The organism is Agrobacterium sp. 22-214-1 (genome assembly GCF_053522465.1).
Genome location: NZ_JBNWCK010000001.1, coordinates 569879 through 583413, shown reverse-complemented (window position 1 = coordinate 583413; position 13535 = coordinate 569879). Strand labels below are relative to the sequence as shown.

Here is a 13535-nt window from a genome sequence, read left to right as displayed (position 1 = left end):
GGACAGGCCCGAGCATGACGGAGGAGAGATTGAAGGACTTCGTCAGCAGTTTGAGCCCGCCCTCCGGCGGGCTTTTTTGCATCCATCTGCCGGTTGGAATTTAAGGTCAACGGATAGTTAAACAATCCGCCTTAGTCTCGAGACTCACGTTATGCGTTTTAAGGCTTCTCTCCGGCATGTGGACCAGACATCATAAAAAGAGACGATTCGGCCGTTTGATCGTTCCGGCCATCACGATCGCTTTTCTTTCCTATTTCGGGTATCATTCGATCCATGGCGACTTCGGCCTTCAGGCAACGGAGCGGCTGGAGCGGCAGCGTATCACCCGCACTGCGGAGCTTGCAAAGCTCACGCAGGCGCGTGTGGCGCTGGAACGGCAGGTGGAATTGATGAGCGATGGCTCGCTGGAGCGGGACATGATCGACGAGATTTCCCGTTACCAGCTGAATATGTCCCGCACGGACGAAATCGTCATCATGAACACATATTTCTAATTAACCGAAATCGAGTTAATTTAACATTTCTGATTTATTCACAGCATCTTAGCGTGAATATGTGCCATGCGTTTAAAGCATTGCTGCATGGCATTTTCTTGCATATGGTACGCGCCACTCTATCCATTCAAATGGCAACTCAGGGAGGGATGAATGGCGCCGCGAAAACCAGCGACCGTATCCGGCCGCAAGACCACGGCAAAGGCCGCAACCGAATTCACCGGCAAGAACAGCCCCGACTTCTCCAAGGAAGACGAACTTCACGCTTACCGTGAAATGCTGCTCATCCGCCGCTTCGAGGAAAAGGCCGGCCAACTCTACGGTATGGGCTTTATCGGTGGTTTCTGTCACCTCTACATCGGTCAGGAAGCCGTTGTTGTCGGCATGCAGATGTCGCAGAAGGAAGGCGATCAGGTCATCACCGCTTACCGCGACCATGGCCACATGCTGGCTCTGGGCATGAGCGCGCGTGGCGTCATGGCCGAATTGACCGGCCGCCGCGGTGGCCTGTCGAAAGGCAAGGGCGGCTCCATGCACATGTTCTCCAAGGAGAAGCATTTCTATGGAGGCCACGGCATCGTCGGTGCGCAGGTTTCGCTCGGAACCGGTCTCGCTTTCGCCAACCGCTATCGCGGCAACGACAATGTCTCCGTAACCTATTTCGGTGACGGCGCCGCCAACCAGGGCCAGGTCTATGAGAGCTTCAACATGGCTGCTCTCTGGAAACTGCCGATCATCTATATCGTTGAAAACAACCGTTACGCCATGGGCACCTCGACCGCCCGCGCCACCGCCCAGTCGAACTATTCGCTGCGCGGCCAGTCCTTCGGCATCCCCGGTGTTCAGGTGGACGGCATGGACGTGCGCGCCGTCAAGGCCGCCGCCGATCAGGCGCTGGAACATTGCCGTTCGGGCAAGGGTCCGATCATTCTGGAAATGCTGACCTACCGTTACCGTGGTCACTCCATGTCCGACCCGGCGAAATACCGTTCGAAAGACGAAGTGCAGAAGATGCGCTCCGAACATGACCCGATCGAGCAGGTCAAGGCACGGCTTCTGGAGCAGGGCTGGGCAAGCGAAGACGAACTCAAGGCCATCGACAAGGATGTCCGTGATATCGTCGCCGACAGCGCCGACTTCGCCCAGAACGACCCAGAGCCGGATGTATCCGAGCTCTACACCGACATTCTGCTCTGATCGGGAAAGGGAAACCCATGCCAGTAGAAATTCTTATGCCCGCCCTTTCCCCGACCATGGAGGAAGGCACGCTTTCCAAGTGGCTTAAAAAGGAAGGCGACAAGGTCACCTCCGGCGACGTGATTGCCGAGATCGAGACCGACAAGGCGACCATGGAAGTGGAAGCCGTTGACGAAGGCGTGATCGGCAAGCTGCTGATCGATGCTGGCACCGAAGGCGTCAAGGTCAATACGCCGATTGCCGTTCTCATTCAGGAAGGCGAAAGCGCCGACGACATCTCTTCCTCCGCCAAGAAGGAAGAGCCGAAGGCTGAAGCCGCAAATTCCGGTTCTGACGCCGCCGGCGGCAAGACCCGCGAAGCAACCGAAGAGCCGAGCGCTGCAAAGGAATCCGCCAAGGTTCCGGCTGCACCGAAGATCGACGTTGCCGCTGATCCGGATATTCCGGCCGGTACTGAAATGGTGATGACGACGGTGCGTGAAGCGCTGCGCGACGCCATGGCCGAAGAAATGCGCGCCGACGAAAAAGTTTTCATCATGGGGGAAGAAGTCGCCGAATATCAGGGCGCTTACAAGATCACTCAAGGGTTGCTGCAGGAATTCGGTGAGCGCCGCGTCATCGACACCCCGATCACCGAGCATGGTTTTGCCGGTATCGGCGTCGGCGCTGCGATGACGGGCCTGCGCCCCATCGTCGAATTCATGACCTTCAACTTCGCCATGCAGGCGATCGACCAGATCGTCAACTCGGCGGCAAAGACGCTCTACATGTCGGGTGGCCAGATGGGCGCGCCGATGGTGTTCCGCGGTCCTTCCGGTGCTGCTGCCCGCGTTGGCGCACAGCATTCGCAATGTTACGCCGCATGGTACAGCCATATTCCGGGCCTCAAGGTCGTCATGCCTTACACGGCAGCCGACGCCAAGGGTCTGCTCAAGGCCGCCATCCGCGATCCAAACCCGGTCATCTTCCTTGAGAACGAAATTCTCTACGGCCAGAGCTTCGAAGTGCCGAAGATGGATGATTTCGTGCTGCCGATCGGCAAGGCGCGCATTCACCGCAAGGGCAAGGATGCGACCATCGTTTCCTTTGGTATCGGCATGACCTATGCCATCAAGGCTGTTGCGGAACTCGAAAAGCTTGGCATCGATGTCGAACTGATCGACCTGCGCACCATCCGTCCGATGGACCTGCCGACCGTTATCGAATCGGTGAAGAAGACCGGTCGTCTGGTCACGGTCGAGGAAGGTTTCCCGCAGTCATCGGTCGGTGACTTCATCGCCAACCAGGTGATGCGCGCCGCTTTCGACTATCTCGATGCGCCGATCCTGACGATCGCCGGCAAGGACGTTCCGATGCCTTACGCGGCAAACCTCGAAAAGCTGGCTCTGCCGAACGTCGATGAAGTCGTTCAGGCCGTCAAAACCGTCTGCTACAAGTAAGGGGAGGCGTTTCGATGCCGATAAACATCACCATGCCTGCCCTTTCTCCGACGATGGAAGAGGGCAATCTGGCCAAGTGGCTGGTCAAGGAAGGCGATAAGGTCGCACCCGGTGACGTGATCGCCGAGATCGAGACCGACAAGGCAACCATGGAAGTGGAAGCCGTCGATGAGGGCACCGTTGCCAAGCTGGTCGTTCCGGCCGGCACCGAAGCTGTCAAGGTCAACGCCCTGATCGCAATCCTCGCCGCCGATGGCGAGGATGTCGCCGAGGCGGCAAAGGGCGGCGCTGCTGCTCCTGCCAAGGCCGAGGCGCCGAAGCAGGAAGTCAAGGCAGAAGCACCGAAACAAGAGGCTGCTCCGGCCAAGGCTGAGCAGCCAGCTGCTGTGCAGGCTGCTGCTCCCACGCCGGCCCCGGTCGCAAAGTCCGGCGAGCGCATCTTCGCGTCGCCGCTGGCCCGTCGCCTTGCCAAGGAAGCCGGACTCGACCTTTCGGCCGTCTCCGGTTCCGGCCCGCATGGCCGCATCATCAAGACCGACGTGGAAAAGGCTGCCGCTTCCGGCGGTGCGAAGGCTGCTCCTGCCGCCGCAGCATCCGCAGGCGCACCGGCTCCGGCACTCGCCAAGGGCGCTTCCGACGAAGCCGTTCTCAAGCTGTTCGAGCCGGGTTCCTACGAACTCGTGCCGCATGACGGCATGCGCAAGGTCATTGCCAAGCGTCTGGTCGAATCCAAGCAGACGGTTCCGCATTTCTACGTTTCCGTGGATTGCGAACTGGATACGCTTCTGGCGTTGCGCGCCCAGCTCAACGCTGCCGCTCCCGAAAAGGACGGCAAGCCGGTCTATAAGCTTTCGGTCAACGACATGGTCATCAAGGCGCTGGCTCTTGCGCTGCGTGACGTGCCTGACGCCAACGTCTCCTGGACGGAAAGCAACATGGTCAAGCACAAGCATTCGGATGTCGGCGTTGCCGTTTCCATTCCGGGTGGCCTGATCACGCCGATCATCCGCAAGGCGGAAGAAAAGTCGCTCTCCACCATCTCCAACGAGATGAAGGACTACGGCAAGCGCGCGAAAGAGCGCAAGCTGAAGCCCGAGGAATATCAGGGCGGCACGACCGCCGTGTCCAACATGGGCATGATGGGCGTCAAGAGTTTCTCCGCCGTTATCAACCCGCCGCATGCCACCATTCTGGCGGTCGGTGCGGGTGAAGAACGCGCTGTCGTGAAGAATGGCGAGATCAAGATCGCCAACGTCATGACGGTCACGCTCTCCACCGACCACCGCTGCGTCGATGGCGCGCTCGGAGCCGAACTGATCGGCGCCTTCAAGCGCTACATCGAAAACCCGATGGGCATGCTGGTTTGATCGGAGCGTGACATGGTAAAATCGGTCCTCTGCTTTGGCGATTCCCTGACATGGGGATCAAATGCGGAAACGGGTGGCCGTCACAGCCATGACGATCTTTGGCCGAGCGTCTTGCAAAAGGCGCTCGGTCCCGACGTGCACGTGGTCCACGAAGGTCTTGGTGGCCGTACCACCGCCTATGACGATCTGACGGCCGATTGTGATCGCAATGGCGCGCGGCTTCTGCCGACGCTGCTGCACAGCCATGCGCCGCTTGATCTCGTCATCATCATGCTCGGCACCAACGACATGAAACCGTCGATTCACGGATCGGCCATTGTCGCCATGAAGGGTATCGAGCGATTGGTGAAACTCACGCGCAATCACGTCTGGCAAGTGGCTGACTGGGAAGCGCCGGATGTTCTGATCGTCGCGCCGCCGCAGCTTTGCGAAACGGCAAACCCCGTCATGGGGGCGATCTATCGCGATGCGATCGATGAATCGGCCATGCTGGCTTCCGTCTATCGGGACCTCGCCGACGATCTCGACTGCGGATTTTTCGATGCGGGTTCGGTCGCCCGTACGACGCCGGTGGACGGCGTTCATCTCGATGCTGAAAACACGCGGGCCATCGGCCGCGGGCTGGAGCCCGTCGTCCGCATGATGCTCGGACTTTGACACTCATTCTCGTTTCGGGGCGGTTTGCCGTCACCCGAATAAGACAAGGCAGGATTTCCAATGGCTCAATCTTATGACGTCATCATCATCGGTTCGGGACCGGGCGGTTATATTGCCGCGATCCGCGCAGCCCAGCTCGGCATGAAGGTCGCCGTTGTCGAGCGCGAGCACCTTGCCGGCATCTGCTCCAACTGGGGCTGCATTCCCACCAAGGCTCTGCTGCGCACCGCCGATGTCATGCACACCGCCACCCACGCCAAGGATTATGGCCTGACGCTGGAAGGTTCGATCAAGCCTGACGTGAAGGCAATCGTCGCGCGTTCGCGCGGCATTGCCGCGCGCATGAACAATGGCGTCGGTTTCCTGTTCAAGAAGAACAAGGTCGATATCATCTGGGGTGAAGCAAAAATCACCAAGCCGGGTGAAATCGTCGTTGGCAAGTCCACCAAGCCGGTGGTTCAGCCGCAGGGTCCGGTTCCGAAGAACACGCTGGGCGAGGGCACTTACACCGCCAAGCACATCATCGTCGCCACAGGCGCTCGCCCGCGCGCGCTGCCCGGCATCGAGCCGGATGGCAAGCTGATCTGGACCTATTTCGAGGCGATGAAGCCGGAAGAACTGCCGAAGTCGCTGCTCGTCATGGGCTCGGGCGCCATCGGCATCGAATTCGCCAGCTTCTACCGCACCATGGGCGTCGACGTCACCGTCGTCGAGATCATGAGCCAGGTCATGCCCGTCGAGGATGCGGAAATCTCCACCTTCGCCAAGAAGCAGCTCGAAAAGCAGGGCATGAAAATTCACCTTGAGACCAAGGTTTCCAAGGTGGAGAAGGGCGCGAACTCCATCACCGCGACGCTGGAGAAGAAAGACGGTTCTTCCGAGAAGATCACCGCCGACCGGATGATTTCGGCCGTCGGCGTCGTCGCCAATATCGAAGGTATCGGCCTTGAGGCTGCCGGCGTGAAGACGGATCGCGGCTTTATCGTCATCGACGGTTACGGCAAGACCAATGTGCCGGGCATCTACGCCATTGGCGATGTCGCCGGCCCGCCGCTGCTCGCCCACAAGGCTGAGCATGAGGCTGTCATCTGCGTCGAAAAGATCGCCGGTCTGCCGAATGTGCACCCAATGGACAAGCTCAAGATTCCGGGCTGCACCTATTGCAACCCGCAGGTCGCTTCTGTCGGTCTTACCGAAGCCAAGGCGAAGGAACAGGGCCGCGACATCCGCGTCGGCCGCTTCTCCTTTGCGGCGAATGGCAAGGCCGTGGCGCTCGGCGAAGATCAGGGCATGGTCAAGACCATCTTCGACAGACAAACCGGTGAGCTGCTTGGCGCGCATATGGTCGGTGCGGAAGTCACCGAACTCATTCAGGGCTTCGTTGTTGCGATGAACCTCGAGACCACTGAAGAAGACCTGATGCACACGATCTTCCCGCATCCGACCATTTCGGAATCGATGAAAGAAAGCGTGCTTGACGCCTATGGGCGTGTGCTGAACGCATAAGTACGCCGTGATACCCGGCATTGTCTAACCATGCCGGGTGTCCCATATGTCTCGATGCAGGCTCCTTAAAAGGGGCTGGTTCTTTCAGGGAGCGTGGGAATGGAAAGTGTAGGCTGGATTGCAGCGATCATCATCGGCGGTCTCGCCGGCTGGCTTGCGGGCAAGCTCATGGATATGCGCTTCGGCATTTTCATGAACATCATCCTCGGCATTGTCGGTTCGGTGGTTGCCGTTGCGGTGCTTCGAACCTTCGATGTTTTCGTGCAGGACAGCAGGCTCGGTTATTTCGTCACGTCGTTCATCGGCGCCAGCCTTTTGCTGTTTCTGGCGAAGCTGGTACGGCGCTGAAAGGCTTCGTGACCGGAAGGGGCTTACGCTTTTTCTGGAATTGTTCTAAAGCATCGGGCCAACAGATGTTTAGGTCGCCAGGGCGATGGAAGCAGGTTTTTAATGGTCACTATTCTAGACAGGACGTCGTCCGACGAAAAGCGCATTCGCCACCCGGAAAAGGCGCATAAGCCCGATACCGAGGTCATGCGCAAGCCGGAATGGATCCGCGTCAAGGCGCCGACCTCCAAGGGTTATCACGAGACGCGTGAACTGGTGCGTTCGCACAAGCTGGTGACGGTGTGCGAGGAAGCCGGCTGTCCGAATATCGGCGAGTGCTGGGACAAGAAACACGCGACCTTCATGATCATGGGTGAAATCTGCACCCGCGCCTGCGCTTTCTGCAACGTCGCGACCGGCAAGCCCAACCCGCTGGATATGGCCGAGCCCGAGAATGTCGCCAAGGCCGTCAAGCAGATGGGCCTCTCACACGTCGTCATCACCTCGGTCGACCGCGACGATCTCGCCGATGGCGGCGCTGAACATTTCGAGAAGGTCATCTGGGCGATCCGTGCTGCGTCTCCGACGACGACCATCGAAATCCTCACCCCCGACTTCCTGAAGAAGCCCGGCGCGCTGGAGCGTGTCGTGGCCGCCAAGCCCGATGTCTTCAACCACAATATGGAAACCGTTCCGGGCAATTACCTCACGGTTCGCCCCGGCGCGCGCTATTTCCACTCCGTGCGCCTCTTGCAGCGGGTGAAGGAACTCGATCCCACCATGTTCACCAAGTCGGGCATCATGGTCGGCCTTGGCGAGGAGCGCAACGAAGTGCTTCAGCTGATGGACGATCTGCGCAGCGCCGATGTGGACTTCCTGACCATCGGTCAGTATCTGCAGCCGACCCGCAAGCATCACAAGGTCGAGGCCTTCGTGACGCCGGAAGAGTTCGAGTCCTACGAGACGGTGGCTTACACCAAGGGCTTCCTGATGGTGTCTTCGAGCCCGCTGACACGGTCGTCACATCATGCCGGCGACGATTTCGAGCGCCTGCGTGCGGCCCGCGAGAAGAAGCTGCTGGCGGCCGCGGAGTAAGCAGGGGTAGAAGGGCTGGATTGCCCACAATGGGCGCAATCTCTCTCCTTCGTCATCCTCGCCCTCGAGGCGAGGATCCATTGGCCAACGCCGAGGTAGATCCTCGGGTCAAGCCCGAGGACGACGTCGAGTCGGGGCAGGCTCGTCAGGAAACGTTGGCTTGCCTATTTTAGCTTGCCTCGCTCACACCACAACCTTCTCCGGCCTATGCGCCCGCATGCACAAGATCACGCTCAGCACCACCGAACAGATCGCCACGATCTCGACAATGGTCGGCCCGCGTCCTTCCCATAAAAATCCGTAAAGCAGCGCAAACAGCGTTTCGAAGAGGATCATCTGCCCGACCATGGTGAGCGGCAGCAGGCGGCTCATGCGGTTCCATAAGGCATTGCCGAGAATGGAAGCGGTGAAACCCAGCCCGGCTGCAACGGCCACAAAGTGCAGCCAGTCGCCCGAACTATGGCTTTCGCCGCCAAAGCCGAAGGCCGGAATGGCGAGCGCGAGCGCAAGCCCTCCCGTCACCACACCGGTCATCATGTTCCAGTCATCGGCGCTCACATCGTGAAGGCGGGAGAGCCAGCGGGCGTTACCGACCGCAAAGGCCGTCCATGACGCCAGCGCACCGAGCGCACAGGCAAGCCCGATGACGCGAGAGACATCGAGCCCGGCATCGTTTTCCGTCAGCGACTGCCAGGAAATGCCGATAATCCCCACCGCGCCGAAGGCGAGCGACGGCCATAGCTTCTTCAACGGCACCGCGCCGTGATCGCGGCTGCCGATGATGGTGACGGCGACGGGCAGGAAGCCGATGATGATGGAGGTGAAGGCGACGCCGCTCAATTTCACCGCGGTCGATATGAAGACGTAGTAGGCGATGTTACCGATCATGCTCAGCCAGCCGAGCGCTATCCACTCCCGCGCGCCAAAATGGGCCGAGATGCGTTTCAGACGCGGCCCGATGATGATGAGGGAAATCAGCCCATAGGTGAGATAACGCGCCGTCGACAGTTGCAGGGCGGAAAAATCCGGCACGAGTTTGGGGGCGAGAAAAATCCCACCCCAGAGCGCACCCGCCAGCATGCCGTAAAAAACACCGAGACCTGTTCTGTTCATGTCATGTCACATCCGCATTCGTATTTGCCTGCGATGTGCCACAGCCCTCCGCGGCTGTCTTGACAAAAACTCCTGACCGGATGTGCTGGCGGTTTTAATGAATCCCGTAGGTCCGACGGTAGGCTGCGGGCGTTTCACCCACTGCATTGCGCATGGCACGCGTCAGTGCAGTCTGGTCGGAAAAACCGGCCCGCAAGGCGATCTCGGCAATAGGGAGGGTGGAATTGCTGAGCAATGCGCAGACCTTGTCCATGCGCAGCCCGGCCAGCCAGCGGTGAGGCGGGAGGCCGAATTCTTCGAGAAACAGCGCATGCAGGCGGCTGTCGCTGATCGTCACGCAGGAGGCGAGCATCTCGATGGTCCAGGGGAAGAACGGCTCCGCCCTGATAAGTGCAACGAGCCTGTGCAGGCGGTGGCGGATGTCGGCTTTCTCATTGGCAAGGCTGTCGACCAGGAGCGGCGCCCACAGGCCGGCAATATCGTCGCGTCGCCCATCTGTTGTGATGACGCCGCGCATATAGGCGATCAATTGCCGTATATCCTGCGCTATGTCGAGAAACGGCGAGCGACCGAATTTCTCGAGCGTTTGTTCGGGAAGGGCGCCTTCGTCGATATCGACCACCAGCGAGTGGTTGCTTGCCGTCGCTTCCTGGGTGTGCGGCGTGTCGCGATGGATGAACACGCCGCGTCCGGTCGACAATTCGTCCTGCCGTCCGGCCACATCGATCAGCAGACGCCCGGAGACAGGAAGAACGATCTGGACGAAGCCATGCCGTTCCTTCGGTCTTTCTTCCCTGTAGGTTCTGATATCGGCGGATGCGGCTGTCATGACGCTGTCGTTTCCATTGTGCAAAGAAATGGCCGCCTCGAAAAAGCGGCCAGTTTCATTGTTTGATTATGACATCGTCTTGAAGATTGGGCCAGTCGGCTTTATCGGTCGGCTCTGCGCCGGCAATTAACAGTCTTCCTTGGCGGTCGATTCGCCGCGTTTGCGCTTGCGCAGAACCGGCTTGTTCTCTCTCGCCTCGCATTTCGCGACGTCGATGAGATAGGCAAGCACCGGCATGCCATTCATCGATGCGAGTTGCTTGGCGGATTCGAGAAGGTTGATGATGTTGGAAAAATCGTCCATCGGCTCACTCAGTGGCTCAAAGCGGTTATATGTCGGGTCTGAACCCAAGGATGAATACGCTGGGTGAAATCGGGAGCTTCCAGCGCCGTTGCATCCAATGGGTGTAATATTAGTCGCAAATAAATAGCAATCCCTGCGACGGGGTTACAATAGTCAATTTTCCGTAACTGTCATGCGCGGCGAAGATATCGCTGCGGGGCGATGGCAGAAAAATCCAGCAGTCAGATGAGGTTTCTGAAATGCCAAACTATCTTCACAGGGTGGAAGATGCTGCTGCGATCATCGCCGGGGCGCAGCGAATCATGGTCGTGGGCTGCTCCGGCGGCGGCAAGTCGACGCTTTCGCAGAAGCTCGCGCGCAATTTCGGACTTCGCTACATCTCCATGGATCGCGATGTTTTCTGGCTGCCTGGCTGGCAGGTGCGCCCGCGCGACGAGCAGCGAGAGAGGATAGCCACCATCATCACCGAGGAGCGCTGGCTGATGGACGGCAGCAATCCGTCGTCTTTCGATATACGGCTGCCGCGATCCCACATCGTTTTGTGGGTGCGCATGCCGCGCTGGCTCTGCCTGTGGGGTGCTGTCAGCCGGGCAATCAAGGGTTATGGCAGGGCCCGCCCGGAAATGGCGGAGGGGTGCCCCGAAAGAATAGACATCGAATTCCTGCGCTATATCTGGAATTTCGAGCGGCGCCATACGCCCATCTTCGAGCAGAATTTCGCGCTTTATGGTCCTGATGTGCCGGTATTCCAGCTGAAAAGCCGAAAACAGTTTCGCCGCCTTCTTGATCTTCTGCGTATCGAGGATTAACTGCCGCTCATGCCACAGTTCGAAACGCATCGCCACGTCAAACACTCGCCCGACCGCATGTACGACCTCGTCGCCGATGTGGAGAAATATCCGCAGTTTCTGCCCCTTTGCGAGGCGCTCACCGTGCGTTCGCGCAAGGAGCGCGATGGCAAGGTACTGCTGGTGGCGGATATGACGGTGGGCTACAAGGCCATTCGCGAAACCTTCACCACGCAGGTGCTGCTGAATCCGGCTGAACGTGCCATCGACGTGAAATATATCGACGGACCGTTCAAATATCTCGACAATCGCTGGCGTTTCGAGGCCTCGGACGAGGGCGGATCGGCCATCCATTTCTTCATCGATTATGAGTTCAAGAACCGCCTGCTCGGCGCGGTGATGGGGTCAATGTTCGACCGGGCCTTCCGCATGTTCGCGGAAGCCTTCGAAACGCGTGCCGATAAAATCTATACAGACCCGTTCTGATTGAGGGCAATCAGCATCTCAAGCGCAGTCCTCACCGTCGCAAGCCGGATTTCTGTGCGGCCGATCTCGCCATAACGCATTTCCCGATGCAGGATTTTACCGCCGCGCGCATGGGCGGCCAGATGCACCAGCCCAACCGGCTTGTCGGCGGAACCGCCACCCGGACCGGCAATACCGGTTACCGCCACCGCGAAATCCGCGCGGGAACGGAAGAGGGCGCCATGCGCCATCTGCAGCGCTGTCTGTCGAGATACCGCGCCGAAATTCGCCAGTGTTTCGGCGCCAACGCCCAGCATGTCCATCTTGGCTTCATTGGTATAGGTGACAAAACCACGGTCAACGACAGCGGAGGAGCCGGCAATCTCCGTCAGAGCACCGGCGATCAGGCCGCCCGTGCAGCTTTCCGCGGTCGAGACCATGAAACCATGCGCGGTGAAATCGGCAATGATCCGCCGCGCCAGCTCTTCTATGTCGGCGGGAAAAAGGCTCATAAAGGTCTGCCCCTGTAGACAACGGTAGCAGTGGCAATTGCAGCGATGCCTTCCCGGCGGCCGACGAAACCGATGGTCTCATTGGTCGTCGCCTTGACCGAGCAGCGCTCCAGCGCGATGCCCAGCATGTCCGAGAGTGCTTCGCGCATGGCCTGCCGGTGCGGGCCGATGCGCGGTGCTTCCGCAATCAGCGAGACATCGGCATTCATGATCGTGCCACCATTGTCGCGCACCACTTTGGCCGCATGTTCGAGGAAGATGCGCGAGGCGGCACCCTTCCATTGCGGATCGGACGGCGGGAAGTGATCGCCGATATCGCCAGCACCACAGGTGGCGAGCAGCGCATCCGTCAGCGCATGCAAAGCCACATCCGCATCCGAATGACCTTTGAGTTTCTGGTCGTGTTCGATGAAGACGCCGCACAGCGTCACACCGTCGCCTGCTTCCAGCTGGTGCACGTCGTAACCATTGCCGGTGCGCACGTCGGGCAATCCGTGGGAGAGCTTTTCATCGGCCATGGCGATATCCCGCTTGAGAGTGAGTTTTACATTGTCGACCGAACCCTCGGTCAGCGTCACCGTCAGTCCCGCCCATTCGGCAATCGAAGCATCATCGGTAAAATCGGACTTTCCGGAGGCGGCAGCGGCGCGGTGCGCGGCGAGAATATCGCCGTAGCCGAAACTCTGCGGTGTCTGCGCGGCATAAAGCCCCTGCCGGGAAACCGTCTCCACGACGCGACCATCCGAACCGCGTTTCAGTGTGTCGGTGACGGAGAGGGCAGGCAGAACGCCGCTGGCGCCGGCCCGGTGCAGGGCGACGATCCGTTCCAGCATATCCACGGGAACGAAAGGCCGCACGGCATCATGGATCATCACATGCGTCAGCTCGTCCGAGGCGAGCGCTTCCAGCCCGGCAAGCACCGATTGCTGGCGTGTCGCACCGCCCGTGACGGTAACGATCCGCTCGCCGGCATCAAGCCGCTCGAGGATTGGCGACAGCAGTGCTGCATCGTCGGCATGACTGACGATCACGATGGGGGAGGCATGATCCCAGTCGAGGAAGGTCGACAATGTATGCTCGATCACGGCCCTGCCTCCGATAGGGCGATATTGTTTCGGCCCTTCCTCGGGAGAGCCCGCTCTTTCTCCGCGTCCGGCGGCGACGATGACGATGCCGAGTTTCATAGTACTTTCCTGCATTGGTCTTATGCTTTGCGCGCAACCCTTAGCGGTTGACAGTCCTGCTCTAGCGTTTCAAAACCCGGATGGCCAGCCCGATAAGACGCGCATTCGCCCCTGCATGTTGCAGGATCAGCCACCATTGCGTGTTCGAACCTGCACAAATTGCTGCCGACAGCAAAACAGGCAGGCAGTCGCCCAGCAAATAAAAGGTGCAACCCTCTAAAAGTGCTTGGCAACTGCACAAACACTGTCTAAAAATAAT

General features: G+C 59.3%; 15 protein-coding genes. 10 read left to right on the top strand and 5 right to left on the bottom strand.

Annotated elements, in window-relative coordinates:
* The first annotated feature begins 176 nt into the window (after positions 1 to 176).
* The 8 genes from ACQZ5G_RS02975 (at position 177) to lipA (ending at position 8082) form a co-directional block, all read left to right on the top strand.
* Entirely contained in the window at positions 177 to 494 is a 318-nt protein-coding gene (locus ACQZ5G_RS02975) for an FtsB family cell division protein (RefSeq protein ID WP_003502598.1), read from the top strand.
* Positions 495 to 647: 153 nt separating this feature from the next.
* Positions 648 to 1691 (top strand): pyruvate dehydrogenase (acetyl-transferring) E1 component subunit alpha, encoded by a 1044-nt coding sequence (gene pdhA, locus ACQZ5G_RS02970; RefSeq protein WP_448736943.1) that lies wholly within the window; start codon positions 648 to 650, stop codon positions 1689 to 1691.
* 17 nt (positions 1692 to 1708) lie between these two features.
* The gene (locus ACQZ5G_RS02965) at positions 1709 to 3130 is read left to right on the top strand and encodes a pyruvate dehydrogenase complex E1 component subunit beta (protein WP_448736942.1); all 1422 of its coding nucleotides are present in this window, start codon (positions 1709 to 1711) and stop codon (positions 3128 to 3130) included.
* Positions 3131 to 3144: 14 nt separating this feature from the next.
* Positions 3145 to 4497, top strand: coding sequence for a pyruvate dehydrogenase complex dihydrolipoamide acetyltransferase (locus ACQZ5G_RS02960; RefSeq protein ID WP_448736941.1), 1353 nt, complete (start codon positions 3145 to 3147; stop codon positions 4495 to 4497).
* Positions 4498 to 4509: 12 nt separating this feature from the next.
* Positions 4510 to 5154, top strand: a complete 645-nt coding sequence (locus tag ACQZ5G_RS02955; RefSeq protein ID WP_448736940.1) for an SGNH/GDSL hydrolase family protein — start codon at positions 4510 to 4512, stop codon at positions 5152 to 5154.
* A gap of 60 nt (positions 5155 to 5214) precedes the next feature.
* Positions 5215 to 6660, top strand: coding sequence for a dihydrolipoyl dehydrogenase (gene lpdA, locus ACQZ5G_RS02950; RefSeq protein ID WP_448736939.1), 1446 nt, complete (start codon positions 5215 to 5217; stop codon positions 6658 to 6660).
* 99 nt (positions 6661 to 6759) lie between these two features.
* Positions 6760 to 7008, top strand: coding sequence for a GlsB/YeaQ/YmgE family stress response membrane protein (locus tag ACQZ5G_RS02945; protein ID WP_003521362.1), 249 nt, complete (start codon positions 6760 to 6762; stop codon positions 7006 to 7008).
* Positions 7009 to 7110: 102 nt separating this feature from the next.
* Entirely contained in the window at positions 7111 to 8082 is a 972-nt protein-coding gene (gene lipA / locus ACQZ5G_RS02940) for a lipoyl synthase (RefSeq protein ID WP_448736938.1), read from the top strand.
* A gap of 183 nt (positions 8083 to 8265) precedes the next feature.
* Here lipA and ACQZ5G_RS02935 read toward each other — a convergent pair whose 3' ends face one another.
* From ACQZ5G_RS02935 to ACQZ5G_RS02925, 3 genes are all read right to left on the bottom strand, one after another.
* On the bottom strand, positions 8266 to 9195 hold the full coding sequence (locus ACQZ5G_RS02935; protein ID WP_448736937.1) for a DMT family transporter: 930 nt from the start codon (positions 9193 to 9195) through the stop codon (positions 8266 to 8268).
* Between the two features lie 94 nt (positions 9196 to 9289).
* A complete protein-coding gene (locus ACQZ5G_RS02930; protein WP_448736936.1) occupies positions 9290 to 10024 on the bottom strand; it encodes an AraC family transcriptional regulator in 735 nt (244 codons plus the stop codon).
* 126 nt (positions 10025 to 10150) lie between these two features.
* Positions 10151 to 10327 carry a hypothetical protein gene (locus ACQZ5G_RS02925; protein ID WP_003496171.1) on the bottom strand — a complete coding sequence of 59 codons (177 nt, stop codon included), beginning with the start codon at positions 10325 to 10327 and terminating at the stop codon, positions 10151 to 10153.
* 239 nt (positions 10328 to 10566) lie between these two features.
* On the opposite strand from ACQZ5G_RS02925, the gene ACQZ5G_RS02920 reads away from it, so the two are divergent.
* The gene (locus ACQZ5G_RS02920; RefSeq protein WP_448736935.1) at positions 10567 to 11136 is read left to right on the top strand and encodes an AAA family ATPase; all 570 of its coding nucleotides are present in this window, start codon (positions 10567 to 10569) and stop codon (positions 11134 to 11136) included.
* 9 nt (positions 11137 to 11145) lie between these two features.
* Positions 11146 to 11601 carry a type II toxin-antitoxin system RatA family toxin gene (locus ACQZ5G_RS02915; protein WP_448736934.1) on the top strand — a complete coding sequence of 152 codons (456 nt, stop codon included), beginning with the start codon at positions 11146 to 11148 and terminating at the stop codon, positions 11599 to 11601.
* On the opposite strand, the gene ACQZ5G_RS02910 is transcribed toward ACQZ5G_RS02915, so the two are convergent.
* Entirely contained in the window at positions 11583 to 12092 is a 510-nt protein-coding gene (locus ACQZ5G_RS02910; protein ID WP_448736933.1) for a CinA family protein, read from the bottom strand. The genes ACQZ5G_RS02915 and ACQZ5G_RS02910 overlap by 19 nt on opposite strands.
* A complete protein-coding gene (locus ACQZ5G_RS02905) occupies positions 12089 to 13276 on the bottom strand; it encodes a bifunctional 2-C-methyl-D-erythritol 4-phosphate cytidylyltransferase/2-C-methyl-D-erythritol 2,4-cyclodiphosphate synthase (protein ID WP_448736932.1) in 1188 nt (395 codons plus the stop codon). The genes ACQZ5G_RS02910 and ACQZ5G_RS02905 overlap by 4 nt, the downstream gene beginning before the upstream one ends.
* Between the last annotated feature and the right edge of the window lie 259 nt (positions 13277 to 13535).

Coding starts and splice junctions, on each gene's coding strand:
- ACQZ5G_RS02975 (WP_003502598.1), top strand. CDS start 177: ATGTGGACCAGACATCATAAAAAGAGACGATTCGGCCGTTTGATCGTT.
- pdhA (WP_448736943.1), top strand. CDS start 648: ATGGCGCCGCGAAAACCAGCGACCGTATCCGGCCGCAAGACCACGGCA.
- ACQZ5G_RS02965 (WP_448736942.1), top strand. CDS start 1,709: ATGCCAGTAGAAATTCTTATGCCCGCCCTTTCCCCGACCATGGAGGAA.
- ACQZ5G_RS02960 (WP_448736941.1), top strand. CDS start 3,145: ATGCCGATAAACATCACCATGCCTGCCCTTTCTCCGACGATGGAAGAG.
- ACQZ5G_RS02955 (WP_448736940.1), top strand. CDS start 4,510: ATGGTAAAATCGGTCCTCTGCTTTGGCGATTCCCTGACATGGGGATCA.
- lpdA (WP_448736939.1), top strand. CDS start 5,215: ATGGCTCAATCTTATGACGTCATCATCATCGGTTCGGGACCGGGCGGT.
- ACQZ5G_RS02945 (WP_003521362.1), top strand. CDS start 6,760: ATGGAAAGTGTAGGCTGGATTGCAGCGATCATCATCGGCGGTCTCGCC.
- lipA (WP_448736938.1), top strand. CDS start 7,111: ATGGTCACTATTCTAGACAGGACGTCGTCCGACGAAAAGCGCATTCGC.
- ACQZ5G_RS02935 (WP_448736937.1), bottom strand. CDS start 9,195: ATGAACAGAACAGGTCTCGGTGTTTTTTACGGCATGCTGGCGGGTGCG.
- ACQZ5G_RS02930 (WP_448736936.1), bottom strand. CDS start 10,024: ATGACAGCCGCATCCGCCGATATCAGAACCTACAGGGAAGAAAGACCG.
- ACQZ5G_RS02925 (WP_003496171.1), bottom strand. CDS start 10,327: ATGGACGATTTTTCCAACATCATCAACCTTCTCGAATCCGCCAAGCAA.
- ACQZ5G_RS02920 (WP_448736935.1), top strand. CDS start 10,567: ATGCCAAACTATCTTCACAGGGTGGAAGATGCTGCTGCGATCATCGCC.
- ACQZ5G_RS02915 (WP_448736934.1), top strand. CDS start 11,146: ATGCCACAGTTCGAAACGCATCGCCACGTCAAACACTCGCCCGACCGC.
- ACQZ5G_RS02910 (WP_448736933.1), bottom strand. CDS start 12,092: ATGAGCCTTTTTCCCGCCGACATAGAAGAGCTGGCGCGGCGGATCATT.
- ACQZ5G_RS02905 (WP_448736932.1), bottom strand. CDS start 13,276: ATGAAACTCGGCATCGTCATCGTCGCCGCCGGACGCGGAGAAAGAGCG.